At 37.9% G+C, this 25,417-nt stretch carries 41 protein-coding genes; 39 read left to right on the top strand and 2 right to left on the bottom strand.

Annotated elements, in window-relative coordinates; genetic code table 11:
- Positions 1 to 128: 128 nt before the first annotated feature.
- The 38 genes from tuf to D1606_RS06820 all read left to right on the top strand — a co-directional run bounded on the left by tuf (position 129) and on the right by D1606_RS06820 (position 22,937).
- A complete protein-coding gene (gene tuf / locus D1606_RS07005; protein ID WP_119415301.1) occupies positions 129 to 1,316 on the top strand; it encodes an elongation factor Tu in 1,188 nt (395 codons plus the stop codon).
- A 417-nt stretch (positions 1,317 to 1,733) separates the two neighbouring features.
- A complete protein-coding gene (rpsJ, locus tag D1606_RS07000; RefSeq protein ID WP_119415300.1) occupies positions 1,734 to 2,042 on the top strand; it encodes a 30S ribosomal protein S10 in 309 nt (102 codons plus the stop codon).
- Positions 2,043 to 2,088: 46 nt separating this feature from the next.
- Positions 2,089 to 2,718, top strand: a complete 630-nt coding sequence (gene rplC / locus D1606_RS06995) for a 50S ribosomal protein L3 (protein WP_119415299.1) — start codon at positions 2,089 to 2,091, stop codon at positions 2,716 to 2,718.
- A 26-nt stretch (positions 2,719 to 2,744) separates the two neighbouring features.
- The gene (rplD, locus tag D1606_RS06990; RefSeq protein ID WP_119415298.1) at positions 2,745 to 3,368 is read left to right on the top strand and encodes a 50S ribosomal protein L4; all 624 of its coding nucleotides are present in this window, start codon (positions 2,745 to 2,747) and stop codon (positions 3,366 to 3,368) included.
- Positions 3,368 to 3,646 (top strand): 50S ribosomal protein L23, encoded by a 279-nt coding sequence (gene rplW / locus D1606_RS06985; protein WP_102693545.1) that lies wholly within the window; start codon positions 3,368 to 3,370, stop codon positions 3,644 to 3,646. The genes rplD and rplW overlap by 1 nt, the downstream gene beginning before the upstream one ends.
- Before the next feature lie 40 nt (positions 3,647 to 3,686).
- Positions 3,687 to 4,517: a 50S ribosomal protein L2 gene (gene rplB, locus D1606_RS06980; RefSeq protein ID WP_119415297.1), complete on the top strand. Its 831-nt coding sequence runs from the start codon at positions 3,687 to 3,689 to the stop codon at positions 4,515 to 4,517.
- Positions 4,518 to 4,577: 60 nt separating this feature from the next.
- A complete protein-coding gene (rpsS, locus tag D1606_RS06975) occupies positions 4,578 to 4,859 on the top strand; it encodes a 30S ribosomal protein S19 (RefSeq protein WP_119415296.1) in 282 nt (93 codons plus the stop codon).
- A gap of 21 nt (positions 4,860 to 4,880) precedes the next feature.
- Positions 4,881 to 5,225 (top strand): 50S ribosomal protein L22, encoded by a 345-nt coding sequence (gene rplV / locus D1606_RS06970; RefSeq protein WP_102693548.1) that lies wholly within the window; start codon positions 4,881 to 4,883, stop codon positions 5,223 to 5,225.
- Between the two features lie 3 nt (positions 5,226 to 5,228).
- Positions 5,229 to 5,885, top strand: coding sequence for a 30S ribosomal protein S3 (gene rpsC, locus D1606_RS06965; protein ID WP_119415295.1), 657 nt, complete (start codon positions 5,229 to 5,231; stop codon positions 5,883 to 5,885).
- A 1-nt stretch (position 5,886) separates the two neighbouring features.
- Entirely contained in the window at positions 5,887 to 6,321 is a 435-nt protein-coding gene (gene rplP, locus D1606_RS06960) for a 50S ribosomal protein L16 (protein ID WP_119415294.1), read from the top strand.
- A complete protein-coding gene (gene rpmC, locus D1606_RS06955; RefSeq protein WP_066790908.1) occupies positions 6,311 to 6,511 on the top strand; it encodes a 50S ribosomal protein L29 in 201 nt (66 codons plus the stop codon). Before rplP ends, rpmC begins: the two co-directional genes overlap by 11 nt.
- A gap of 20 nt (positions 6,512 to 6,531) precedes the next feature.
- On the top strand, positions 6,532 to 6,795 hold the full coding sequence (gene rpsQ, locus D1606_RS06950; RefSeq protein ID WP_119415293.1) for a 30S ribosomal protein S17: 264 nt from the start codon (positions 6,532 to 6,534) through the stop codon (positions 6,793 to 6,795).
- A gap of 39 nt (positions 6,796 to 6,834) precedes the next feature.
- On the top strand, positions 6,835 to 7,203 hold the full coding sequence (rplN, locus tag D1606_RS06945; protein ID WP_066790904.1) for a 50S ribosomal protein L14: 369 nt from the start codon (positions 6,835 to 6,837) through the stop codon (positions 7,201 to 7,203).
- Between the two features lie 35 nt (positions 7,204 to 7,238).
- The gene (gene rplX, locus D1606_RS06940) at positions 7,239 to 7,550 is read left to right on the top strand and encodes a 50S ribosomal protein L24 (RefSeq protein ID WP_102693554.1); all 312 of its coding nucleotides are present in this window, start codon (positions 7,239 to 7,241) and stop codon (positions 7,548 to 7,550) included.
- Between the two features lie 26 nt (positions 7,551 to 7,576).
- Positions 7,577 to 8,116, top strand: coding sequence for a 50S ribosomal protein L5 (gene rplE / locus D1606_RS06935; RefSeq protein ID WP_119415292.1), 540 nt, complete (start codon positions 7,577 to 7,579; stop codon positions 8,114 to 8,116).
- A 17-nt stretch (positions 8,117 to 8,133) separates the two neighbouring features.
- A complete protein-coding gene (locus D1606_RS06930; RefSeq protein ID WP_119415291.1) occupies positions 8,134 to 8,319 on the top strand; it encodes a type Z 30S ribosomal protein S14 in 186 nt (61 codons plus the stop codon).
- 30 nt (positions 8,320 to 8,349) lie between these two features.
- Positions 8,350 to 8,748, top strand: coding sequence for a 30S ribosomal protein S8 (gene rpsH / locus D1606_RS06925; RefSeq protein WP_119415290.1), 399 nt, complete (start codon positions 8,350 to 8,352; stop codon positions 8,746 to 8,748).
- 32 nt (positions 8,749 to 8,780) lie between these two features.
- Positions 8,781 to 9,320: a 50S ribosomal protein L6 gene (gene rplF, locus D1606_RS06920; protein ID WP_119415289.1), complete on the top strand. Its 540-nt coding sequence runs from the start codon at positions 8,781 to 8,783 to the stop codon at positions 9,318 to 9,320.
- A 33-nt stretch (positions 9,321 to 9,353) separates the two neighbouring features.
- Positions 9,354 to 9,713 carry a 50S ribosomal protein L18 gene (rplR, locus tag D1606_RS06915; protein ID WP_102693558.1) on the top strand — a complete coding sequence of 120 codons (360 nt, stop codon included), beginning with the start codon at positions 9,354 to 9,356 and terminating at the stop codon, positions 9,711 to 9,713.
- A gap of 21 nt (positions 9,714 to 9,734) precedes the next feature.
- Positions 9,735 to 10,238, top strand: coding sequence for a 30S ribosomal protein S5 (gene rpsE, locus D1606_RS06910; protein ID WP_102693559.1), 504 nt, complete (start codon positions 9,735 to 9,737; stop codon positions 10,236 to 10,238).
- Positions 10,239 to 10,252: 14 nt separating this feature from the next.
- Positions 10,253 to 10,435: a 50S ribosomal protein L30 gene (gene rpmD, locus D1606_RS06905; protein WP_119415288.1), complete on the top strand. Its 183-nt coding sequence runs from the start codon at positions 10,253 to 10,255 to the stop codon at positions 10,433 to 10,435.
- A 32-nt stretch (positions 10,436 to 10,467) separates the two neighbouring features.
- A complete protein-coding gene (rplO, locus tag D1606_RS06900; protein WP_119415287.1) occupies positions 10,468 to 10,908 on the top strand; it encodes a 50S ribosomal protein L15 in 441 nt (146 codons plus the stop codon).
- The gene (gene secY, locus D1606_RS06895) at positions 10,908 to 12,194 is read left to right on the top strand and encodes a preprotein translocase subunit SecY (protein ID WP_119415286.1); all 1,287 of its coding nucleotides are present in this window, start codon (positions 10,908 to 10,910) and stop codon (positions 12,192 to 12,194) included. The genes rplO and secY overlap by 1 nt, the downstream gene beginning before the upstream one ends.
- A 66-nt stretch (positions 12,195 to 12,260) precedes the next feature.
- Positions 12,261 to 12,914, top strand: coding sequence for an adenylate kinase (locus D1606_RS06890; RefSeq protein WP_119415285.1), 654 nt, complete (start codon positions 12,261 to 12,263; stop codon positions 12,912 to 12,914).
- Positions 12,915 to 13,337: 423 nt separating this feature from the next.
- Complete coding sequence (gene infA / locus D1606_RS06885; RefSeq protein ID WP_038179110.1) at positions 13,338 to 13,556, top strand: translation initiation factor IF-1; 219 nt, start codon at positions 13,338 to 13,340, stop codon at positions 13,554 to 13,556.
- 37 nt (positions 13,557 to 13,593) lie between these two features.
- Positions 13,594 to 13,707, top strand: coding sequence for a 50S ribosomal protein L36 (gene rpmJ, locus D1606_RS06880; RefSeq protein WP_000868344.1), 114 nt, complete (start codon positions 13,594 to 13,596; stop codon positions 13,705 to 13,707).
- A gap of 24 nt (positions 13,708 to 13,731) precedes the next feature.
- A complete protein-coding gene (gene rpsM, locus D1606_RS06875; RefSeq protein WP_119415284.1) occupies positions 13,732 to 14,097 on the top strand; it encodes a 30S ribosomal protein S13 in 366 nt (121 codons plus the stop codon).
- Positions 14,098 to 14,122: 25 nt separating this feature from the next.
- Positions 14,123 to 14,512 (top strand): 30S ribosomal protein S11, encoded by a 390-nt coding sequence (rpsK, locus tag D1606_RS06870; RefSeq protein WP_119415283.1) that lies wholly within the window; start codon positions 14,123 to 14,125, stop codon positions 14,510 to 14,512.
- Positions 14,513 to 14,645: 133 nt separating this feature from the next.
- A complete protein-coding gene (locus D1606_RS06865) occupies positions 14,646 to 15,590 on the top strand; it encodes a DNA-directed RNA polymerase subunit alpha (protein ID WP_119415282.1) in 945 nt (314 codons plus the stop codon).
- 52 nt (positions 15,591 to 15,642) lie between these two features.
- Positions 15,643 to 16,023: a 50S ribosomal protein L17 gene (gene rplQ / locus D1606_RS06860; RefSeq protein ID WP_102693567.1), complete on the top strand. Its 381-nt coding sequence runs from the start codon at positions 15,643 to 15,645 to the stop codon at positions 16,021 to 16,023.
- Positions 16,024 to 16,412: 389 nt separating this feature from the next.
- A complete protein-coding gene (locus D1606_RS06855; protein ID WP_119415281.1) occupies positions 16,413 to 17,258 on the top strand; it encodes an energy-coupling factor ABC transporter ATP-binding protein in 846 nt (281 codons plus the stop codon).
- Positions 17,234 to 18,106, top strand: coding sequence for an energy-coupling factor ABC transporter ATP-binding protein (locus tag D1606_RS06850; RefSeq protein ID WP_119415280.1), 873 nt, complete (start codon positions 17,234 to 17,236; stop codon positions 18,104 to 18,106). Before D1606_RS06855 ends, D1606_RS06850 begins: the two co-directional genes overlap by 25 nt.
- Positions 18,103 to 18,900 (top strand): energy-coupling factor transporter transmembrane component T family protein, encoded by a 798-nt coding sequence (locus D1606_RS06845; RefSeq protein ID WP_119415279.1) that lies wholly within the window; start codon positions 18,103 to 18,105, stop codon positions 18,898 to 18,900. The genes D1606_RS06850 and D1606_RS06845 overlap by 4 nt, the downstream gene beginning before the upstream one ends.
- A 22-nt stretch (positions 18,901 to 18,922) precedes the next feature.
- On the top strand, positions 18,923 to 19,672 hold the full coding sequence (gene truA / locus D1606_RS06840; RefSeq protein WP_119415278.1) for a tRNA pseudouridine(38-40) synthase TruA: 750 nt from the start codon (positions 18,923 to 18,925) through the stop codon (positions 19,670 to 19,672).
- A gap of 178 nt (positions 19,673 to 19,850) precedes the next feature.
- Entirely contained in the window at positions 19,851 to 20,288 is a 438-nt protein-coding gene (gene rplM / locus D1606_RS06835; RefSeq protein WP_119415277.1) for a 50S ribosomal protein L13, read from the top strand.
- 21 nt (positions 20,289 to 20,309) lie between these two features.
- Positions 20,310 to 20,702 (top strand): 30S ribosomal protein S9, encoded by a 393-nt coding sequence (rpsI, locus tag D1606_RS06830; RefSeq protein WP_102693573.1) that lies wholly within the window; start codon positions 20,310 to 20,312, stop codon positions 20,700 to 20,702.
- A 386-nt stretch (positions 20,703 to 21,088) separates the two neighbouring features.
- A complete protein-coding gene (gene cwlD, locus D1606_RS06825; RefSeq protein ID WP_119415276.1) occupies positions 21,089 to 21,802 on the top strand; it encodes an N-acetylmuramoyl-L-alanine amidase CwlD in 714 nt (237 codons plus the stop codon).
- Positions 21,803 to 21,875: 73 nt separating this feature from the next.
- Positions 21,876 to 22,937: an Mrp/NBP35 family ATP-binding protein gene (locus D1606_RS06820; protein WP_119415275.1), complete on the top strand. Its 1,062-nt coding sequence runs from the start codon at positions 21,876 to 21,878 to the stop codon at positions 22,935 to 22,937.
- A gap of 60 nt (positions 22,938 to 22,997) precedes the next feature.
- Here D1606_RS06820 and gerD read toward each other — a convergent pair whose 3' ends face one another.
- Positions 22,998 to 23,603, bottom strand: a complete 606-nt coding sequence (gerD, locus tag D1606_RS06815) for a spore germination lipoprotein GerD (RefSeq protein ID WP_119415274.1) — start codon at positions 23,601 to 23,603, stop codon at positions 22,998 to 23,000.
- A 146-nt stretch (positions 23,604 to 23,749) separates the two neighbouring features.
- Between gerD and D1606_RS06810 the strand changes: the two genes are divergently transcribed.
- Positions 23,750 to 24,433, top strand: coding sequence for a KinB-signaling pathway activation protein (locus D1606_RS06810; protein ID WP_119415273.1), 684 nt, complete (start codon positions 23,750 to 23,752; stop codon positions 24,431 to 24,433).
- Between the two features lie 107 nt (positions 24,434 to 24,540).
- Here the strand turns inward: D1606_RS06810 and D1606_RS06805 are convergent, their stop codons facing one another.
- Entirely contained in the window at positions 24,541 to 25,143 is a 603-nt protein-coding gene (locus D1606_RS06805; protein ID WP_119415272.1) for a hypothetical protein, read from the bottom strand.
- Positions 25,144 to 25,417 lie beyond the last annotated feature (274 nt).

The following is a 25,417-nucleotide window of genomic DNA, read 5'->3' as shown; positions in this document are numbered from 1 at the left end:
TTGAAATTTACCTAACTATCAAGTATAAATAACATGTAAGCTATGACATCTTCAGGAAGTAGGGCCCTGCTTCTTAAAGGTGCATAACTATAAACTAAAACTTAAAACGCTGAGGAGGCAATTTTAAAATGGCTAAAGAAAAATTCGACCGTTCTAAAACACATGCTAACATTGGTACAATCGGACACGTTGACCATGGTAAAACAACTTTAACAGCTGCAATCGCTACTGTTCTTTCTAAAAAACAAGGCGGAGAAGCTAAATCATACGCTGATATCGATAACGCTCCAGAAGAAAAAGAACGCGGTATCACTATCAACACTTCTCACATCGAATATGAAACTGACACTCGTCACTACGCTCACGTTGACTGCCCAGGACACGCTGACTATGTTAAAAACATGATCACTGGTGCTGCACAAATGGACGGCGCTATCCTTGTAGTATCTGCTGCTGATGGCCCAATGCCACAAACTCGTGAACACATCCTATTATCTAAAAACGTTGGTGTACCTTACATCGTAGTATTCTTAAACAAATGCGATATGGTAGACGACGAAGAATTACTTGAATTAGTAGAAATGGAAGTACGTGACTTACTATCTGAATACGACTTCCCTGGCGACGATGTTCCTGTAATCAAAGGTTCTGCTCTTAAAGCTCTTGAAGGTGAAGCAGAATGGGAAGAAAAAATCGTTGAATTAATGGACGCTGTAGACTCTTACATCCCAACTCCAGAACGTCAAACTGACAAACCATTCATGATGCCAGTCGAAGACGTATTCTCTATCACTGGTCGTGGTACAGTTGCAACTGGTCGTGTAGAACGCGGTCAATTAAAAGTTGGTGACGTTGTTGATATCGTAGGTATCGCTGAAGAAACTAAACAAACAACTGTAACTGGTGTTGAAATGTTCCGTAAATTATTAGACTATGCTGAAGCAGGCGATAACATCGGTGCTTTACTACGTGGTGTTGCTCGTGAAGATATCCAACGTGGACAAGTATTAGCTAAACCAGGTACAATCACTCCACATACTAAATTTACTGCTGAAGTTTATGTATTATCAAAAGAAGAAGGTGGTCGTCATACTCCATTCTTCTCTAACTACCGCCCACAATTCTATTTCCGTACAACTGATGTAACTGGTGTAATCACTTTACCAGAAGGTACTGAAATGGTAATGCCTGGCGATAACACTAAAATGAACATCGAATTGATCCACCCAATCGCTATCGAAGACGGTACTCGTTTCTCAATCCGTGAAGGTGGCCGTACAGTAGGTTCAGGTGTAGTATCAAGCATCGAAAAATAATTATTGATAATAATTTAATTATCAATTTTCTAAAAGCCATTCCGAGTGCACACGGGATGGCTTTTTTATTGCGTAAAAGTTTTTTAAACGATAAAAGGAGATTATGTACATATAGAAGATTCTTTTAATTTAGAAGAAAAATAATAAACAAATCGATTGTCAAAACTTAAAAAATCTAATATACTGTAGAACGTTGAAATAAGAAGGTTTAATAAGAGCAAAGAAAATAACCAACATTATAAAGTATTTAGTGAAATTACTTGCTAAATTTTTAAAACGCATGTATAATAATTAATGTTGGTCTTTGACTGCGATGAAGCGGGAGGTTGCCGGCACACCCGGCCGCATTGCCATGGCGAGCGTGCGGGAAATTTCCGTGGAGAATGTCTAGGAAATAGGCGAAAGGGAGGGAAAATAATGGCAAAGCAAAAAATTCGTATTCGTTTAAAAGCATATGATCACAAGATTCTTGATCAATCCGCTGAAAAAATTGTGGAAACTGCTAAACGTTCAGGTGCAAGCGTATCAGGTCCGATACCACTTCCAACTGAAAAATCTGTTTACACTATTCTTCGTGCGGTTCATAAGTACAAAGATTCTCGTGAACAATTTGAAATGCGCACACATAAACGTCTAATTGATATCGTTAACCCAACACCACAAACTGTTGATGCGTTAATGAAATTAGATTTACCATCAGGCGTTGATATTGAAATCAAACTATAATGGTAAAGTAAAATAAAATTATAAAATTCCACAGGAGGTGTGACGAATGACCAAAGGAATCTTAGGTAGAAAAATCGGTATGACGCAAGTTTTTGCTGAGAATGGTGATTTGATCCCTGTAACTGTTGTTGAAGCTGCTCCAAACGTAGTACTTCAAAAGAAAACAGTTGAAACAGATGGCTACGAAGCAATCCAAGTTGGTTTCGATGATAAACGTGAAAAACTATCAAACAAACCTGAAAAAGGACATGTAGCAAAAGCAAACACTACTCCTAAGCGCTTCATCCGCGAAATTCGCGATGTAAACTTAGCTGAGTACGAAGTTGGTCAAGAAGTCAAAGTTGAAATTTTCGCAGAAGGCGATGTAGTAGATGTAACAGGTGTTACTAAAGGTAAAGGTTTCCAAGGTGTTATCAAACGCCACGGACAATCTCGTGGTCCTATGGCCCACGGTTCTCGTTACCACCGTCGTCCTGGTTCAATGGGTCCAGTTGCTCCGAACCGCGTATTTAAACAAAAAAAATTACCTGGTCAAATGGGTGGCAATACAGTAACAATTCAAAACTTAACTATTGTTAAAGTTGATGCTGAACGTAACTTGCTACTTATTAAAGGTAATGTTCCTGGTTCTCGTAAAGCATTAGTAACAGTTAAATCTGCTATTAAAGCTAACTAATTATCCGAAGAAAGGAGGAAACAGGAATGACAAAAGTTAACGTGCTTAGTCAAACAGGTTCTTCTGTAGGTGAAATCGAATTAAACGATGCGATCTTCGGAATTGAACCAAATCAATCAGTATTATTTGACGCTGTAATCGCTCAACGCGCTTCACTACGTCAAGGTACACACAAAGTTAAAAATCGTTCAGAAGTTGCTGGTGGTGGTCGTAAACCATGGCGTCAAAAAGGTACAGGTCGTGCTCGTCAAGGTTCTATCCGTTCTCCACAATGGCGTGGCGGTGGTACTGTATTCGGTCCTACACCTCGTAGCTACAGCTACAAACTTCCTAAAAAAGTTCGTCGCCTAGCTCTTAAATCAGCATTATCTTCTAAAGTTGCTGAAACAAACTTTGTAGTTTTAGATGCTCTTAAACTAGATGCACCAAAAACAAAAGATTTCGTAAAAGTTCTTTCTGATCTTTCTATCGAATCTAAATCATTATTCGTAACTGCTGACCTTGATGAAAACGTAGCATTATCTGCTCGTAACATCCCAGGTGTAACAGTTTTAACTGCTGCTGGAATCAACGTACTTGATCTTGTAGGTCATGATAAAGTTGTATTCACTCAAGCTGCTGTACAAAAAATTGAGGAGGTGCTTGGTTAATGGAAGCACGTGAAGTTTTAAAACGTCCTGTCATTACTGAGCGTTCTTCAGAACAAATGGCAGAAAACAAATATACTTTTGAAGTTGACACTCGTGCCAACAAAACAGAAGTAAAAGACGCAGTTGAAGAAATCTTTGGCGTGAAAGTTGAAAAAGTCAACATCATGAACTACAAAGGTAAATTCAAACGTGTCGGTAAATTCGGTGGTTACACAAACAAACGTCGTAAAGCTATTGTAAAATTAGCTGAAGGCGAAATCGAATTATTCGAAATGTAATGATCGTTCAACTTGAACAATAAAGAAGGAGGGAACACAAATGGCGATTAAAAAGTATAAGCCTACCTCAAATGGTCGTCGTAATATGACATCATCTGACTTTGCTGAGATTACTACTAACAAACCTGAAAAATCATTGTTAGAATCTACAAAACGCAAAGCTGGTCGTAATAACCAAGGTAAAATCACTGTTCGTCATAATGGTGGTGGCCACAAACGTCAATACCGTGTCATCGATTTCAAACGTTTGAAAGATGGCGTTGAAGGACGCGTTGCTACTATCGAGTATGATCCAAACCGATCTGCAAACATCGCATTAATTAACTATGCTGATGGTGAAAAACGTTACATCCTAGCACCAAAAGGTCTAGAAGTTGGAATGACAATTGTATCTGGTCCAGAAGTTGATATTAAAGTAGGTAACGCCCTACCATTATCAAACATCCCAATGGGTACAACAATCCACAACATTGAAATGAAACCTGGTAAAGGTGGCCAACTAGTTCGTTCTGCTGGTACATCTGCTCAAGTATTAGGTAAAGAAGGTAAATACGTAATCGTTCGTCTTCAATCTGGCGAAGTTCGTATGATCCTAGGTACATGCCGCGCTACTATTGGTGAAGTTGGTAATGAACAACATGAACTTATCCACCTTGGTAAAGCTGGTCGTACTCGCTGGTTAGGTAAACGCCCAACAGTTCGTGGTTCTGTAATGAACCCTAACGATCACCCACATGGTGGTGGTGAAGGTAAAGCTCCAGTAGGACGTAAATCACCAATGACTCCTTGGGGTAAACCAGCACTTGGTTACAAAACTCGTAACAAGAAAAACAAATCCGACAAACTTATCATTCGTCGTCGTAAAAAATAATGTGATTAGACTGCGGTTCAATGAAAGAGCCGTGGTGGAATCACGGAGGGAGGTTCCAAAATGGGTCGTAGCTTGAAAAAAGGACCTTTTGTTGATGAACACTTAATGAAAAAAGTGGAAGCTCAACAAGATTCAGAAAAAAAACAAGTGATCAAAACTTGGTCTCGCCGCTCTACAATCTTCCCGAATTTCATCGGTCTAACAATCGCTGTATATGATGGACGTAAACACGTGCCTGTATACGTGACTGAAGATATGGTAGGTCATAAACTAGGCGAATTTGCACCAACTCGTACTTTCAAAGGACATGGTGCAGATGATAAGAAAACTCTAGTACGCTAATTTGAGGGGAGGTAAATCCTGATGCAACAAGCTAAAGCTATTGCTCGCACAGTTCGAATTGCTCCTCGTAAAGTCCGCTTAGTAGTTGATTTAATCCGAGGCAAGCAAGTTGGCGAAGCAGTTGCAATTTTACGCCATACTCCAAGAGCAGCATCTCCTGTAGTAGAAAAAGTGCTAAAATCTGCAGTCGCTAACGCTGAACATAATTATGATTTAGACGTTAACAACTTAGTAATTTCAGAAGTATTCGTTGACGAAGGTCCAACGTTGAAACGTTTCCGTCCACGTGCTCAAGGACGTGCAAGCGCAATTAACAAACGTACAAGCCACATTACAATCGTGGTATCTGAGAAGAAGGAGGGATAATACGTGGGACAAAAAGTACATCCAATAGGATTACGTGTCGGTGTCATTCGTGATTGGGAATCTAGATGGTACGCAGAAAAAGACTATGCTACATTACTTCACGAAGACATTAAAGTTCGTAAATTCATCGAAACTAGTTTAAAAGAAGCATCGGTTTCTAAAGTTGAAATCGAACGTGCTGCAAACAAAATTAACATTACTATTAGCACAGCGAAACCAGGTATGGTTATCGGTAAAGGCGGTACAGAAGTAGAAACACTTCGTAAAAACCTTAATGCAATGACTGGCAAACGCGTACACATCAACATTGTTGAAATCAAACGCGCTGATCTTGACGCTAAATTGGTAGCTGAAAACATCGCTCGTCAATTAGAAAACCGTGTATCATTCCGTCGTGCACAAAAACAAGCAATTCAACGTACAATTCGTGCAGGTGCTCAAGGTATTAAAACTCAAGTATCTGGTCGTCTAGGTGGCGCTGATATCGCTCGTGCTGAACACTACAGCGAAGGAACTGTTCCACTTCATACTCTTCGTGCTGACATTGATTATGCTCATGCAGAAGCTGACACTACTTATGGTAAATTAGGTGTTAAAGTATGGATCTATCGTGGTGAAGTCCTTCCAGTTAAGAAGAACTCTGAGGAAGGAGGCAAATAATATGTTATTGCCAAAACGCGTTAAATATCGTCGTGTACATCGTGGTAAAATGCGCGGTACATCTAAAGGTGGCACTAAAGTATCATTTGGTGAATATGGTTTACAAGCTCTAGATGCTAGTTGGATCACTAACCGTCAAATCGAAGCTGCTCGTATTGCTATGACTCGTTATACAAAACGTGGCGGTAAAGTTTGGATTAATATCTTCCCACACAAACCATACACTAAAAAGCCTCTTGAAGTACGTATGGGTTCAGGGAAAGGTGCTCCTGAAGGTTGGGTAGCCGTAGTAAAACCAGGTAGAATTATGTTTGAAATCGGCGGCGTTACTGAAGAAGTAGCTCGCGAAGCACTTCGTTTAGCAGCTCATAAATTGCCTGTTAAATGTAAGATTGTTAAACGTGAAGAAATTGGTGGTGAATCTAATGAAAGCTAATGAAATCCGTGAACTTACAACTGCAGAAATCGAAGTAAAAGTAAAATCACTGAAAGAAGAGCTTTTCAACCTTCGCTTCCAATTGGCGACTGGTCAATTAGAAAACACAGCTCGCATTCGTGAAGTACGCAAAGCGATTGCGCGAATGAAAACTGTGATTCGCGAAAGAGAAATCAGTGCAAATAACTGATAAAGAGGAGGTTTGCAAGCATGACTGAGCGTAACCAACGCAAAGTTTACACAGGCCGCGTAGTTTCTGACAAAATGGATAAAACAGTTTCTGTTTTAGTTGAAACTTACAAAAAGCATACGCTTTATGGTAAACGTGTAAAATACTCTAAAAAGTTCAAAGCGCATGATGAAAACAACGTTGCTAAAGTTGGAGATATCGTACGCATCATGGAAACTCGTCCGCTATCAGCTACTAAACGCTTCCGTTTAGTTGAAGTTGTAGAAAAAGCGGTTATTATCTAATATAATTCGGAATAAACAGTCCGAAGGGAGGTAACCTAAGTGATTCAACAAGAAAGTCGTTTGAAAGTTGCCGACAACTCAGGTGCGAAAGAAGTACTAACTATTAAAGTGCTTGGTGGTTCTGGACGTAAAACAGCTAACATCGGTGATGTTATTGTTTGTACAGTCAAGAAAGCAACACCAGGTGGCGTTGTCAAGAAAGGCGAAGTAGTTAAAGCTGTTATCGTTCGTACGAAAAGCGGTGTTCGTCGTAAAGACGGTACTTACATCAAATTTGATGAAAACGCATGTGTAATCATTCGTGATGATAAATCACCACGCGGAACACGTATTTTCGGACCAGTTGCACGTGAATTACGTGACAATAGCTTTATGAAAATTGTTTCATTAGCTCCGGAAGTTCTTTAATTACATGAAAGTGCCAATCAAGGAGGTGCGACAGAATGCATGTTAAAAAAGGCGACAAAGTAATGGTTATTACAGGTAAAGATAAAGGCAAAACAGGAGTAATCCTAGCTGCTTTTCCTAAAAAAGATCGCGTGTTAGTTGAAGGTGTTAACATCGTTAAAAAACACGTGAAACCTAACCAACTTAATCCACAAGGTGGAATTGTCAGCCAAGAGGCAGCAATTCACGTTTCGAACGTAATGCTAATTGATCCTAAATCTGGCGAGCCGACTCGCGTAGGTTATAAAGAAGAAAATGGCAAAAAAGTTCGTGTAGCAAAAAAATCAGGTGCAGTAATCGATAAATAAGTTTAAAAGAGAAGGGAGGTACAAACATGAACCGCCTAAAAGAAAAATACGAAAATGAAGTTTCTAAAGCTCTTATGAGCAAATTCGAATACACTTCAACAATGCAAGTACCAAAAGTTGAAAAAATCGTTGTCAACATGGGTGTTGGTGACGCTGTTCAAAACTCAAAAGTTCTTGATGCAGCTGTTGAAGAATTAACACTTATCACTGGTCAAAAACCAGTTGTAACTAAAGCTAAAAAATCTATCGCTGGCTTCCGTCTTCGTGAAGGTATGCCAATCGGTGCAAAAGTTACATTACGTGGTGAACGTATGTATGACTTCTTGGACAAATTAATTTCTATTTCTCTTCCTCGTGTACGTGACTTCCACGGTGTTTCTAAAAAAGCATTTGATGGTCGCGGTAACTACACACTTGGTGTGAAAGAACAATTAATCTTCCCTGAAATCGACTATGATAAAGTTTCAAAAGTACGCGGTATGGATATCGTTATCGTTACTACTGCGAACTCAGATGAAGAAGCTCACGAGTTGTTAACACAATTCGGTATGCCATTCCAAAAATAATATAGGGAGGCGAGAACGTGGCTAAAAAATCAATGATCATAAAACAACAACGTGGTGCAAAGTATAAAGTTCAAGACTATACTCGTTGTGAACGCTGTGGCCGTCCACACTCTGTATACCGCAAATTCAAACTTTGCCGTATTTGTTTCCGTGAACTTGCTTACAAGGGACAAATTCCTGGCGTTAAAAAAGCCAGCTGGTAATCCCCTAATTTGGGAAGGAGGTAAATTTTAATGACTATGACAGATCCAATTGCAGATATGCTTACTCGCATTCGTAATGCTAACATGGTCCGTCACGAAAAATTAGAGCTTCCAGCTTCTAATATTAAAAAAGAAATCGCTGAGATTCTTAAGCGTGAAGGTTTCATTCGTGACGTTGAATATGTTGAAGATGACAAACAAGGTATTATCCGTATCTTCTTAAAATACGGTCAAAATAACGAACGTGTTATTACAGGTTTAAAACGTATTTCTAAACCAGGTTTACGCGTTTATGCAAAAACTGATGAAGTACCTAAAGTATTGAACGGTCTAGGTATCGCTTTAGTATCAACTTCACAAGGTTTATTAACAGACAAAGAAGCTCGCGCTAAAAAAGTTGGCGGCGAAGTTCTAGCATACGTTTGGTAATTAGCAACAATAGAATGGAGGTGCAACATTAAATGTCTCGTATAGGTAAAAAACCGATCGAGGTACCTGCAGGTGTTACAGTATCAATCGATGCTGAAAACGTAGCAACTGTAAAAGGTCCAAAAGGCGAATTAGTTCGTGCTTTTAACAAAGATATTAAAATCGAACAAGAAGGAAATGTTCTTACATTAACACGTCCTTCTGAATCTAAAGAACACCGTACAAACCATGGTACAACTCGTGCTTTGCTTGCTAATATGGTAACAGGTGTTTCTGAAGGCTTTGCTAAATCTTTAGAATTAGTTGGGGTTGGTTATCGTGCACAATTACAAGGTAAAAAACTTGTATTGAACGTTGGTTACTCTCACCCAGTTGAATTTACAGCTGAAGAAGGCATAGAATTCGAAGTACCTTCTAACACTAAAGTAGTTGTTAAAGGTATCTCTAAAGAAAAAGTTGGAGCTTACGCTTCAAATATCCGTGACGTACGCCCACCAGAACCTTATAAAGGTAAAGGGATCCGTTACGAAGGCGAATATGTTCGTCGTAAAGAAGGTAAAACAGGTAAATAATGCTGCCTAAGCATTAGAAAGGAGTGACCCTTTGTGATTACGAAACAAGATAAAAATCAAGTTCGTAAAAAACGTCATGCTCGCGTACGTGCTAAAATTTCAGGTACTACACAACGTCCACGTTTAAATGTATACCGTTCAAATAAACACATCTACGCTCAAATTATTGACGATACTCAAGGCGTAACACTTGCTTCAGCTTCAACTATGGATAAAGATTTTGAAGGAACTGCAAGCAATGTGGAAGCTGCAACAAAAATTGGTGAAACAATCGCTAAACGTGCTGCGGAAAAAAATATCAAAGCTGTTGTATTTGACCGCGGTGGTTACTTATATCATGGACGCGTAAAAGCTTTAGCTGAAGCTGCTCGCGAAAACGGTTTAGAATTTTAATAAGAAGGAGGTACACTTTTCATGGGTCTTAATATTGACGCAAACAATCTAGAACTTGAAGAACGCGTTGTTACTATCAACCGCGTTGCTAAAGTTGTAAAAGGTGGACGTCGTTTCCGCTTCACTGCACTAGTTGTAGTTGGAGATCGTAATGGCCATGTAGGTTTTGGTACTGGTAAAGCACAAGAAGTACCTGATGCAATTCGCAAAGCTGTTGAAGATGCGAAGAAAAACCTTATTGAAGTTCCACGTGTTGGTGGTACTACACCTCACTTAGTAATTGGAAACTTTGGTGCAGGCCATATTATGATTAAACCTGCTGCTCCTGGTACAGGTGTTATCGCTGGTGGTCCAGTACGTGCCGTACTTGAACTTGCTGGTATTACTGATATTCTTTCTAAATCTTTAGGTTCAAACACACCAATCAACATGGTACGTGCGACTATTAAAGGTTTATCTGAATTAAAACAAGCTGCTGAAGTTGCAAAACTTCGTGGTAAATCAGTAGAAGAACTACTAGGTTAAGGGAGGGAAATAACATGTCAAATAAACTAGAAATTACCCTCACTAAAAGTTTAATTGGTGCTAAACCAGCACAACGTAAAACTATCGAAGCATTAGGTTTACGTAAAATGCATCAAACTGTTGAACATGCTGACAACGAAGCTATTCGCGGTGCGATCACTAAAGTTGCTCATTTAGTAACAGTTACTGAAAAATAATTTTAAATTTAATAACAAGGAGGTGCCATCTAATGAAACTTCATGAGTTAGAACCAGCTACTGGTTCACGTAAAGAACGTAACCGTGTAGGTCGTGGTATTGCGACTGGTAATGGTAAAACTTCTGGTAGAGGTCAAAAAGGTCAAAAATCACGTTCAGGCGGCGGTGTACGCCCTGGATTTGAAGGTGGTCAAAACCCTATCTTCCGTCGTTTACCAAAACGTGGATTCACTAACATTAACCGCAAAGAATACGCTATTGTAAATCTTGATGCGTTAAATCGTTTTGAAGAAGGCACAGAAGTTACACCAGCTTTACTTGTTGAAACTGGCGTTGTGGGTAAAGAAAAAGCAGGTATCAAAGTTCTTGGTAATGGAACTCTTGATAAAAAGCTTACTGTCAAAGCTCATAAATTCTCTGCATCTGCAAAAGCAGCAATTGAAAATGTCGGCGGAAACATTGAGGTGATTTAATGTTTCGTACAATCTCTAACTTTATGCGCGTGAGAGATATAAGAAATAAAATCATTTTCACACTTTTGATGTTGGTGATTTTCCGTATAGGATCATTCATTCCAGTACCAAATGTAGACGCTGAAGTATTACAACAAACTGATCAATATAGCTTGGTTGGTTTCTTGAATACTTTCGGTGGTGGAGCACTTAAAAACTTCTCTATTTTTGCGATGGGGATTATGCCTTATATTACGGCATCAATTATTGTTCAACTGTTACAAATGGATGTTGTGAAGAAGTTCACCGAGTGGTCAAAACAAGGTGAAGTTGGGCGTAAAAAAATCGCTCAATTTACACGCTATTTTGCAATTGTACTTGCATTTATTCAATCAATCGCTATGTCTTACGGTTTTAACCGTATGTACGGCGGTTCATTGATTAGAGAAGAAGGCGTAATGACTTACTTAACAATTGCAATCGTGTTAACTGCTGGTACAGCGTTCTTATTATGGCTAGGTGAACAGATTACAGAAAAAGGTGTTGGAAATGGTATTTCCATTATTATCTTCGCTGGGATCGTTGCTGCGTTACCTACAACAGTGAACCAAATTTATGCTCAGCAATTTGAAGATGCTGGTGAACAATTATTTATCAACATTATCAAACTTGTAATTATTGCATTAGCAGCTCTAGCAATTGTAGTTGGAGTTATTTATGTTCAACAAGCGAATCGTAAAATTCCAATTCAATATGCAAAAGGTTCTGGTGCACAACGTGGTGCTCAACAATCGCATCTTCCATTGAAAGTCAATTCTGCTGGGGTTATCCCGGTAATCTTTGCTGTTGCATTTCTTGTAACACCTAGAACGATTGCTACTTTCTTTGAAGATAATAAAATAACTGGATTTATTGAAAGAACGTTTGATTATTCTCAACCACTTGGAATGATCATATATGTAGCGTTAATCGTTGCGTTTACGTATTTCTATGCATTCGTTCAAGTTAATCCAGAAAAAGTTTCAGATAATCTTAAGAAACAAGGTGCTTATATTCCGGGCATACGTCCAGGTAAAAGTACACAAGATTATTTAACTTCTGTTTTATATCGCTTAACATTTGTAGGTGCTATTTTCTTGTCAGTTGTGGCAGTTCTTCCAATCTTGTTTATCAATATTGCAAATCTTCCATCATCTGCACAAATTGGTGGTACTAGTTTGCTAATCGTAGTTAGTGTTGCACTAGAAACGATGAAACAATTAGAATCTCAACTTGTAAAACGACACTACAAAGGTTTTATGAAATAAAAGTCGGTTTTTTGGAACGTTATTCGTTCCTAAAAACCTTCATACTAATATTTGGGGGCAGTCCGTATGAATATCGTTTTAATGGGTTTGCCTGGTGCTGGTAAAGGTACTCAAGCAGATAAAATTATTGAGAAATACGATATCCCTCATATTTCTACAGGCGATATGTTCCGTGCAGCTATTAAAAATGGTACGGAATTAGGACTTAAAGCTAAATCGTTTATGGATAAAGGTGCCTTGGTACCTGATGAAGTAACGATTGGTATCGTTCGTGAACGTTTAAGTCAACCTGATTGTGATCAAGGATTTCTATTAGATGGTTTCCCACGTACTACTGGTCAAGCTGAGGCTTTAGATGGAATTCTAACTGATCTTGGAAAACAAGTAGAACATGTTATTAACATCGAAGTAGAAAAAGAAGAATTGGTCAAACGTTTAACAGGTCGTCGCATCTGTAAAGTATGTGGCTCTTCCTATCATCTAGTTTTCAATCCTCCTAAAGAGGAAGGAAAATGTGATAAAGATAGAGGAGAACTTTATCAAAGAGCAGACGATAATCCGGAAACGGTCACTAACCGTCTGGAAGTAAATATCAAGCAATCTCAACCGTTACTTGATTTTTATGGTAAGAAAAATGTTTTAACTAACATTAATGGTCAGCAAGATATCAATGATGTATTTGCTGATATTGATGCTCTATTAAAAGGCAACCGCAACTAATACCCGATGAAGTGCGCAGATATCTGCAATCGCGGGAGTATGTGGTAGCATAGCGAAAATTCATTTTCGAGAGCTGCAAAAGCATATTGTACCCGGTCTATGCACTGAAGAATTATTTGTATCTTAGGGATACCATATATATCCTTGATGCATTCTTTATTCTGAAAGGGTATAATGAGTTTCGTGGAAAAGTATCTGTGTAAACGGGTATGCAGGATCTCATCCAGGGTAGCCGGGGAGCGTGTGAGAATCAGGTAAACCCTGCATCTATATATCTTGGTTCGAGAAGCGAAGCCTGATGAGCGTCTTTCGAACATCTCTCATACAAACCAAACATATGTTGAAAAGTAGTAAAACTTGCAGCGGATTCCGAAAGAATTTGGCGATAGTTCATGAATTGCATATAGAAGGGAGACAGGGTCGATGGCGAAAGACGATGTAATTGAAATCGAAGGCACAGTTGTTGAAACTTTGCCAAACGCGATGTTTAAGGTAGAATTAGAAAATGGTCATACAGTTCTTGCACATGTTTCAGGCAAAATTCGTATGCACTTTATTCGCATCTTACCTGGAGATAAGGTAACAATTGAGTTATCTCCATATGACTTAACTCGCGGTCGTATCACATACCGTTTTAAATAATCTTTTGCACTCCGGACCACTAAGGAGGTTAGGTTAGATGAAAGTGAGACCATCTGTGAAACCGATCTGCGAAAAATGTAAAGTTATTCGCCGACGCGGTAAAGTAATGGTAATCTGTGAAAATCCTAAACACAAACAAAAACAAGGATAATTCCCAAGGAGGTGTACATCTTACATGGCACGTATTGCTGGTGTTGACATTCCACGCGAAAAACGCGTTGTAATTTCATTAACATACATTTTCGGTATCGGTAACACTACTGCTAAGAAAATTCTTGCAGATGCAGGTGTTTCAGAAGATACTCGTGTTCGCGACTTAACAGAAGACGAACAAAACAAAATCCGTGAACAAGTTGACAAATACAAAGTAGAAGGTGACTTACGTCGCGAAACTTCTCTTAACATTAAACGCTTAATGGAAATCGGTTCTTACCGAGGTATGCGTCACCGTCGCGGTTTACCAGTACGCGGACAACATTCTAAAAACAACGCACGTACTCGTAAAGGTCCTCGTAAAACTGTAGCTAACAAGAAAAAATAATAGGTAAAGGAGGTTTATTCTTAACATGGCACGTAAACAACAAACTCGTAAACGTCGTGTGAAAAAAAATATCGAATCAGGTATTGCACACATCCGTTCTACATTTAATAACACAATTGTAACCATTACAGATATGCAAGGTAATGCTGTTTCTTGGTCTTCAGCTGGTGCACTAGGTTTCAGAGGTTCTCGTAAATCTACACCATTCGCTGCACAAATGGCTGCTGAAACTGCTGCTAAAGCATCATTAGAACATGGTTTAAAATCTTTAGAAGTAACTGTTAAAGGTCCTGGTGCAGGTCGTGAAGCTGCTATCCGTGCACTTCAAGCTGCAGGTTTAGAAGTTACAGCTATTAAAGATGTAACTCCAGTTCCTCATAATGGTTGCCGCCCACCAAAACGTCGTCGTGTATAATAGTTGCAACTCTTGTTTGTATTGAGTACACTTTTTATACACAAATGGATAATATTTTTTAAATGATTGATTGACATTCGATTTAAATGGAAATAATACCATATATTCGATGTTTTGAAGGAGGGTAAATTGAATGATCGAAATTGAAAAACCAAAGATTGAAACCGTAGAGATCAGTGATGATTTAAAATACGGCAAATTTGTTGTAGAACCACTTGAACGTGGGTATGGAACTACTTTGGGTAATTCACTACGTCGTATCCTTCTGTCTTCTTTACCAGGAGCTGCTGTAACTTCAATTCAAATTGACGGCGTACTACACGAATTCTCTACTATTGAAGGCGTTGTAGAAGATGTTGCATCAATTATATTGAACATTAAAAAGCTAGCTTTGAAAATCTACTCTGACGAAGAAAAAGTCATTGAAATTGATTTTAAAGGTGACGGGGTTGTAACTGCTGCGGATATTACGCATGACAGTGATGTAGAAGTATTAAACCCAGATCTATATATTGCAACAGTTGCTAATAATGGTCATCTTCGTATGCGTATGTATGCGCAACGTGGACGTGGATACACTCCAGCTGATCAAAACAAACGTGAGGATCTTCCTATCGGCGTGATCCCGATCGACTCTATTTACACTCCAGTTTCACGCGTCAACTACACAGTTGAAAATACTCGAGTTGGACAATCTTCTGACTACGATAAACTTTCACTTGATGTGTGGACAGATGGCAGCATCGGTCCAAAAGAGGCGATTTCGCTCGGAGCGAAAATATTAACCGAGCACTTAAATATCTTCGTTGGTTTAACAGATGAAGCAAAAACTGCTGAAATCATGGTTGAAAAAGAAGAAGATCAAAAAGAAAAAGTTCTAGAGATGACTATTGAAGAACTAGATCTTTCTGTTCGTTCTTACAACTGCCTAAAACGCGCTGGTATCAATACTGTTCTTGAACTTGCTAACAAGTCTGAAGACGATATGATGAAAGTACGCAATTTAGGACGTAAATCATTAGAAGAAGTAAAAGCGAAGTTAGAAGAGCTTGGTTTAGGGTTACGAGAAGAAGACTAAGCGACTATAAAGATATGAAAGATCAGTAATTGAACGAAGGAGGGAAACATCCATGGGTTACAGAAAACTTGGACGTACAAGTTCTCAACGTAAAGCTTTGTTACGTGATTTAGCAACTGACTTAATCATTAACGAGCGCATTGAAACAACAGAAACTCGTGCGAAAGAATTACGCTCAGTAGTTGAAAAAATGATTACTTTAGGTAAACGCGGTGACTTACACGCTCGTCGTCAAGCTGCAGCATTTATCCGTCATGAAGTAGCAACTTCAACTGATGCTGAAGGTAATGAATCTACAGTTTTTGCACTTCAAAAATTGTTTGATGATGTAGCACCACGCTACGCTGACCGTCAAGGCGGTTATACTCGTATTATGAAAATGGGACCTCGCCGTGGTGACGGTGCACCTGTTGTTGTAATTGAATTAGTTTAATTATAACGATTGGGAGAGGGTGTACTTGTTCACAACAATATGAACTTACACCCTCTTTTTTTCAAAAAGAAGATTTATACGACAAATTTAAAAGCTGAGCGTTATGATGAGCAGACATAAGTGCTGTCTCGTTTAGCTCTACGCACCCCATTCACGTTTAAGGTCTGAGCAACCTTCGAACGGGAGATATCCAATTAGCGCGTTTCTCTGAATGGGGTGCGCGCTTTTTTATTTTTTTTTGTTAATTTTTTTAAATACGACTTTATCCCATAAAGGACAAAGTCGTATTTTTTTAAGAAAAATTATTTCCAACTAGTAATCATACATAAAACAGTGTAAGTTATAGAAGAGTAGAGCTTAGGATAGTCTAGTGAGAGGAGTTAAAACAAATGCATGAAATTCTATCACTGAATAATGTGACTTTTACATATGCACCAGATGAACCGCAAGTAAAAAATGCAGTAGAGAATGTTTCTTTCCATGTAGTAGAAGGTGAATGGATTGCCATTGTTGGTCACAATGGATCAGGCAAATCCACTATTGCGCGGCTTATTAATGGTCTCCTATTTCCTCAGAGTGGCACTGTGAAAGTGATGGGGAAAGTATTAAATGAAGAAAACCTATGGGATTCTCGTTCTCAAATAGGAATGGTTTTTCAAAACCCTGACAATCAATTTGTAGGTGCTACTGTACAGGATGATGTAGCATTTGCTTTAGAAAATAACGGCGTACCTTATGAAGATATGGTTCAACGCGTACATGAGGCATTAAAACAAGTCAAAATGGATGCTTTTTTAAATCATGAGCCACAGCATTTATCTGGTGGGCAAAAACAACGTGTCGCGATTGCGGGTGCACTTGCATTACAACCACGACTGCTTATTTTGGATGAGGCAACGTCTATGTTGGATCCTCAAGGACGTCAAGAAGTTCTTTCAGTTGTAAGAGCATTACGTGAGAAAACAGGTTTGACGGTACTATCAATCACACATGATTTAGAAGAAGCAATTATGGCTGATCGTTTAATATTTATGAATGGTGGAAAAATGTTTGCTGAAGGTACTCCATCTGAAATTTTTTCATTAGGTGATCAATTAGTTGAACTTGGATTAGATTTACCATTTGCAATGAAGCTTACAAAACTTTTAAAAGCAGCGGGTGTACAACTTCAAGGTGAACATATGACGGAAGAACAGTTGGTGAATGATTTATGGATATCGAACTTCAAAAAGTAAGCTTTTCATATGCACCAAATACTCCTTTTGAAAAGAGAGCGTTATTTGATGTAGATTTAGCTATCCCTTCAGGTAGTTATCAAGCCATTATCGGGCATACCGGGTCAGGCAAATCAACCATACTACAGCATTTAAATGCATTATTGAAACCAACAGATGGCTCAGTACGCATTGGTGATAAAACAATTAATGCTGGTAAGAAAGAAAAAGATCTACGACCAGTACGTCAAAAAGTAGGTATTGTCTTTCAATTTCCAGAGCATCAATTATTCGAAGAAACTGTACTAAAAGATATTATTTTTGGACCTATGAATTTTGGTGTGCCAGAACAAGAAGCTATTAAGAGGGCACATACTTTATTACAGCTTGTAGGCCTTCCAGAATCAGTTCTTGAGAAATCACCTTTTGACTTATCAGGCGGTCAAATGCGTCGAGTTGCTATAGCTGGTGTTTTAGCAATGGAGCCAGAAGTGATTGTTTTAGATGAGCCAACCGCAGGGTTAGACCCAAGAGGCCGTATGGAGATTATGGAATTGTTCTATCAGTTGCATCAAGAAAGACATTTAACAACCATTCTCGTAACGCATAGTATGGAAGATGCAGCACGTTATGCAGATCATATTGCAATTATGCATGAAGGTCGTTGTGTATTAACGGGTAGTCCAGAGGAGATCTTTAGTGACGCAGAGCAATTAGCCAATTATCGTTTAGAACTGCCTCATATAGTCCATTTTCAACATCAATTTGAAAAGAAAATAGGTCGTAAGCTTCCAAATGTTTGTTTAACTGAAGAAGAGTTGGCAAAGTCAATTGCGCAATTGATACGAGAGGAGCGTGATTGTCAATGATGGATAAAATGATTTTTGGACGTTTCATACCAGGAGATTCGTTTGTTCATAGATTGGATCCACGCTCGAAACTAATATTTGTATTTGCCTTTATCATTGTAGTTTTTTTAGCGAATAATACGCCTACATATATAGCGCTATTCGCCTTTACATTACTAATCATTTTAATGTCTCGGATTAAATTATATTTTTTAATTAATGGATTAAAGCCTATTATAATCTTGATGGCCTTTACCTTTTTATTGCATATATTCTTTACAAAAGAGGGACCACTAATCTTCGAATGGAAGTTTATCCATATTTACGAAGAAGGTCTTAGACAGGGTATATACATTTCAATTCGTTTCTTAGTTCTGGTTTTTGTAACATCAGTCTTAACTTTAACGACCTCACCTATTTCGATTACTGATGGGATGGAAGTGCTTTTAAATCCTCTTAAAAAGTTAAATCTTCCAGTACATGAATTAGCATTAATGATGTCGATATCTTTACGTTTCATACCAACATTGATGGATGAGACAGACAAGATTATGAAAGCACAGATGGCAAGAGGTTCCGATATTACCACGGGTCCTGTTAAAGAAAGAATAAAAGCGGTAGTACCATTACTAGTGCCCCTCTTTGTTAGTGCATTTAAACGAGCAGAAGACTTAGCTACTGCTATGGAGGTTCGTGGTTACCGTGGAGGGGAAGGAAGAACCCGTTATCGCCAGTTGAAATGGCGATTAGGAGATACTTTAGCACTTCTCTTTATCGTGGTAATGGCAGCTATATTAGTGTACTTGCGTAGTTAAAAGAAATAGGAGATTGCTTAATATGAAAAGAAGAATCAAAGCTACAATTGCATATGACGGTACTAATTTCTCAGGATATCAAGTGCAACCGAAGCAAAGAACTGTACAAGAGGAAATTGAGAAGGTACTTACAAAAATGCATAAAGGTGAAATTATTCATGTGACAGCTAGTGGTAGAACAGATGCTAGGGTACATGCAACGGGACAAGTTATCCATTTTGATACTACATTGTCTATTCCACTTGATCGTTATGCTCGGGCATTAAACGTACAATTACCACAAGATATTCGTGTATTGAAAGTAGAAGAAGTAACCTCTGATTTTCATGCACGTTATAGTGTACATGGAAAAAGATATCGCTATATTTGGTCTTGTGAGGACATACAGAGCCCATTTAGACGATTTTATGTTACACATACTAACGGGATGAAGCCAGATGTTGCAGCAATGGAGGAAGCAGCACAGTATATCCTAGGGACACATGATTTTTCATGTTTCTGTGCCGCAAACACAAGCGTAAAGGATAAAGTACGTACAGTCTCTTCGTTAACATTCGAGTGGCATGGAGAAGAATTGCATATGGTTATTGAAGGAAATGGCTTTTTGTATAATATGGTACGTATTATTGCTGGTACATTATGGGAAGTTGGGATTGGCAAGCGTAAGTCTGCACAATTAGCTGAGATTATTGCTTCTATGGATAGAGGAAAGGCCGGCAAAACTGCGCCAGCACAGGGTTTATACCTTGAAAACGTGCACTATGAAGATTGAAGCAACATTTCCAGGCGTTTTTTGTGAAATACTTGACTTACATTGCTATATGTTGTAAGATGACATATGGTATTTTCATTACCCCACAAGATAAGCCCCGAATCTTACTTTTGAGGATAAAGAAAACAATTGGAACAGAGTAATAGAAACAATTTGAAAATTGTAGGAGGATACTAAAATGCGTACAACATTCTTGGCTAAAGGTCACGAAGTAGAACGTAAATGGTTAGTTGTAGACGCTGAAGGCCAAACTCTTGGTCGTTTAGCTTCAGAAGTAGCTGCTCTTTTACGTGGTAAACATAAAGCAATCTATACACCAAACGTTGACACAGGTGATCACGTGATCATTCTCAACGCTGATAAAATTGAGTTAACTGGTAACAAATTAAAAGGTAAAATTTACTACCGTCATACTCAATTTGCTGGCGGTTTAAAAACTCGCACAGCAGGCGAAATGAAAGAAAAATACCCAACTCAAATGTTGGAATTAGCAATCAAAGGCATGCTTCCTAAAAACTCTTTAGGTCGTCAAATGTTCAACAAACTACACGTTTATACTGGTTCTGAACATCCACATGCTGCACAAAAACCTGAAGCTTACGAGCTTCGCGGATAATAATTAGAGGAGGATACAACCTTGGCACAAGTTCAATATATCGGCACTGGTCGTCGTAAAAGCTCAACTGCCCGCGTACGTTTAGTACCAGGCGAAGGCAAAATCGTTATCAACAACCGCGACGTTGAAAACTACGTCCCATTCGCATCTTTACGCGAAGTTATTAAACAACCATTAGTAGCAACTGAAACTCTTGGTAGCTATGATGTTTACGTAAACGTAAATGGTGGTGGCTTTACAGGTCAAGCTGGCGCAATCCGTCATGGTATCGCTCGTGCGTTACTAACAGTTGACCCTGATTTCCGTCCAGCACTTAAATCAGCAGGTTTACTTACTCGTGACCCTCGTATGAAAGAACGTAAAAAATACGGTCTTAAAGGTGCTCGTCGTGCACCACAATTCTCAAAACGTTAATATTTCTTATATATCAGCGTTTTCAAACCCTTTCTCGTTTTCTCGAGAAAGGGTTTTTTGCGTTTTAAAACCAATTGGGTGTTCATAAGGTACTTATATTTGTAAGTGAATGGTAAAAGCCTTTTTAATCGATTGAAGTAAATATAGATGATTTTCTATATTGAATAGAATATATAGTATCTCCTTTTTACAAAGAAAAAACGCATAGTCGTTAAAAGATATTCAGAATATAACTGATACTTATCAAATAATATATATTAAAGTTGATTTGCTTATGTATTTCTATCAATTAAAGTTGGCTAATATCATGGATAGAGATTCATTAAATGAAACGGTATATACACTCTCAATCTGGCATATGTTAGTGTAAAAGGTGGTGTCTATGATTGAAACGTTGGCTCATATGGAGTGTAGTATTAGTAGCTTGTATACTACTAGTTGTTTATGAAACAAAAGCATCTAATCGTGGTTTCTTCATTTCAGAAACTTTAGGAGGAGTCAAAATTGCAATAGATGCTGGTCATGGCGGAATTGATGGTGGGGCTTCTACGTCTGAACTAATTGAGAAGGATGTAACACTGGCTATTTCAAAAAACGTGGAAAAGCTATTAAAGAAAAAAGGTGCAACAGTGATCATGACGCGCACAAAGGATGAGGATGTAATTGCAGAGCATAAGCCTGATGCAGACTATTCAACACTTAGGGAAAGAAAAAAAGAAGATATTTTCTTAAGGGAAAGAATAGTAAATGAGGCCAAGCCGGATCTTTTCCTGAGCATTCATGCAAATGCTATTCCACAATCAAAGTGGCGTGGTGCTCAAGTATTTTATCATAAGGACGGCCATCCGGCGGGCGAACTTTTAGCTAAAGCGATTCAAAGTTCTATAAAAGAGAATCTAAAGAATACTGATCGTGAAGCATTAGCTATAAAACAAGTGTATTTACTGAAAAAAGCTACAATGCCATCAGTTCTAGTAGAAACGGGCTTTTTAAGCAATCCAGAAGAAGCGGAATTACTGTCTTCATCAGATTATCAACAAAAAATGGCAGAAGCAATAGTAGAAGGGATTGAGCGTTACTCTGATTCGATTGTAGAATGAGTAGCGTATTAATACCTTTTTGAAAGCGTTATGATATACTAAAATCGAAATGATAATTGAAGGAGTGTCTACAGTGATTAATGAACAACAAGTTCGAGAATTAGTTGGAGCATTAAAAGATCCTTTTTTACATAAAACATTAACAGAAACTGGCGGTATTGTTGAAGTTTCTATTAAGGAAGAGAAAGAACATGTTAGTGTAAAAATTGCGATTGCAAAGACAAATACACCCGAACAACTTACGCTTCAAATGGAAATAGTAAATGTATTAAAAGGTGCAGGATGTAAAACTGTCGGTATTCGATTCTCAGAACTCTCACCAGAAGCTATTGAAAAATTCCGTGGTACTGCAACTCGTGCAGATGCACAGGATTTATTGTCACCATTGAATAAAGTCAATTTTATTTCAATTGCATCTGGTAAAGGTGGCGTTGGTAAATCAACTGTTGCTGTAAACTTAGCTGTAGCATTATCTCGATTAGGTAAAAAAGTGGGTCTAATCGATGCAGATATTTATGGCTTTAGTGTTCCTGATATGATGGGTGTACAAACTATGCCTGTTGTTAAAGAAAATCGCATTATTCCAGTTGAACGTTTTGGTGTCAAAATGATTTCAATGGGATTTTTCGTGGAAAATAATGCACCAGTAGTATGGCGTGGTCCAATGTTGGGTAAAGTATTAGATCAATTCTTCCGCGATGTAGAATGGGGAGACCTTGATTATTTACTATTAGACTTACCACCAGGTACAGGTGACATAGCTTTAGATATTCATCAAATGTTACCTGAATCAAATGAAATCGTTGTTACTACTCCACACCCTACAGCAGCATTTGTAGCAGCTCGTGCTGGGGCAATGGCGATAAAAACTGAACATAACATTTTAGGTGTTATCGAAAATATGTCTTGGTTCCAATCTGAAGTATCAGGGGAACGAGAATATGTATTTGGTCAAGGTGGAGGTCCTAAACTAGCGGATGAGCTTCGTACTGATCTTCTTGGACAAATTCCTTTAGGTCAACCAGATTGGAATGAAGTTGACTTTGCTCCATCTGTATATGCTAAAAATCATCCAACAGGACAAACATATTTAGAGATTGCACAACGTGTAATTGATAAATTAGATAAAGAATAATGATAAAAAGGATGTAGCTTAAAGTGAAGGTCACTTTAGATACATCCTTAAATTTTTTACTTATCCTTGTCCTTGTCCTTTTTCTCCAGAAGAACTACCTCCGCCGCCACCACCGGATTGTGATTTTTCATCACCAGTTTTTTCACCCGCAGATTGAATGAGTTTCGTCCATTTTTCTTGCATTAAAGGGCTATTGATAACCTCGACAATTACTTTCTTTAATTCCTCTTTTGAGTTCGATGATTTCATAATTTTTTCAAGCTGTTTTTGCATATCGGGCTGTGAGAAGAATTGTTCTAAGTCTTTTTGGAAAGTATCATCTTTCATCAAATCTTTCATCAGATTTTGCTGTTCTTTTTTCATGCTTTTTGCAAAGGTTTCACGGAACTTAGGATCTTCAAATTGCTTTTTCCAATATTCTTCAGCTTTTTTAGACATCAACGTTTCTTGAACAGCTTTGTTCACGTCATCATGCTCTAAAACAAGTAAATCCTTCATCGTTGGATCTTCTAATAACTGTCGAATCACTTTTTTACCTTCCTCTGTTTGTAAGGCATCAAGTGTTGACTTCTTTATATCATCATAAGATTGGCTCTGTTGGGGGGCAGCGGAACAACCAGATAAAATAACAAATAGAAGTGTAATAATAATGTGCTTTTTGTACATATTGCTTCCCTCGCTTTAGCGTAGTTGTTTCAATTATTGTTCACAATTCTTAATGGAATATGTATGAAATGCGGTGATAAATAGATTTTTTCGAAATTCGTTGATAGAATGGAACAAGAACTTGAAAAAACGGAGGCAGTTTAATCGTGACGATACGAAATTGGTTTAAATTTGCTTTAAGAGCCCTCATTATTGGTGGCGTTGTCACTGGATTGATGAGCTTGATCGTACGTTGGGGAGATTTTTATGCTCAACATGTTTCAAATGGTGAATGGGGAGAGGCTCTTTTCGGTTTACTGTGGTTTGTGTTCCTAGGCTTTACAATGAGTATGGTTTGTCAAATGGGGTATTTTGCATATTTAACAGTCCATCAAATCGGTGTTAATATTTGCCGCTCATTGACTTTATGGAACTGGGTACAATTATTATTGATGCTCGTGGCTTTAGTCGATGTTGTTTTATTCCGTTTTAAGCCATATGCACATAACGCTAGTGATTGGCTTCTTTACATAGGTTTATTGCTATTATTGATTGTAATTGCTACTTTAACTGCTATTAAGAAAGTGAAAATGACTGGTAAAAAGCATATTTTAATTTCCGCATTATTCTTTATGATTTTTGTCAGTATAATTGAATGGCTTATTGCATTATGGGTACGTTCATCTGGAGGTAACGAGTACATTACATTGTTATTATTCCCGATTCTTGCTGTTAATGCATTTCAACTTCTTGAATTACCGAAGTATAATGCGAAGTCAGCTGAGGATTTAATGAAAAGAGAAGAACGTCGGGCTACTCGAAGAAAATTAGAAGGAAATAAGGCAAAGTAAAATAAAAAGGCTGTTTCATAACGAATGATTGTTATGAGATAGCCTTTTTTATTATCCCAAATATCTTGTAACATTTCTAAATGCTATGAATAATATGGGAGGGCGGGTTAAGGATAGCTCTTCGTTTTGAGTGAATATCCAAATATAGTTTCTTCAATCGATTGGAATGAATTATTTTGGATTAATTGATTAATGTTTTGCAATTTTATCCTTTCTTCTTGATGATAGGGTATAGATACTATGTCACCATGTACTAGCTTTAACTTGCTATTGTCAGTTTGTATTTTAGAAGCGCCAAGCATATTAATTTGTTCTTTCCATAATACCTTTATAACGTCTGGTGAAAAAACATAATCCTTTGTTCTAAACCAAAGAGGCGGCTTTTTCATAATTGAGTTAAAAGTACTGATATCTTTTTTAAGTTGAGAAGGATTTGCCTCATAGAACTCACTGCTTTTTCCTAGCAAGCCTATTGGGATGTTTTTTGTTTTAATCATTTTTACTAGTGTTGGAGATCTCTCTAATAATTCGGGATCTACCATTAGTAATGGATACGGTGCTTCTACTTCGTTTAACCATTCGATAAATTTTGCATCAGCATAAGATAAATCAATAGTTAATGACATACCATAGTTGCCTTTTGTAATAATATTAGGTTCGTTAGTTAAACGAAAAACCTCTGATATTGTACCTTTTGAAGGTATAAACATTAACAATAAAGCCATCATAATAAGAGTTGATATAATTATTCTTTTAATCAGAACACTCACCTCGTCAATATATATATGATTGGAGAATGTTATTTAAAACTTTTTTGATATAAAGTGTTGACATATATATATAAACAGCGTATAGTTATCAACGTTGACTCGCAATGAGAAAACAAATCAAAAAAATATAAACTTATAAATCCTGAAAAAAGTTCTTGACTTTTAAAAATGGATATGATAAGATATATAAGTCGTTAAGATAACGACATGATAT

The organism is Rummeliibacillus sp. POC4 (genome assembly GCF_003576525.1).
GTDB lineage: Bacteria > Bacillota > Bacilli > Bacillales_A > Planococcaceae > Rummeliibacillus.
The sequence above is the reverse complement of the archived record's forward strand: the minus strand, read 5'-3'. Positions and strand labels throughout refer to the sequence as shown.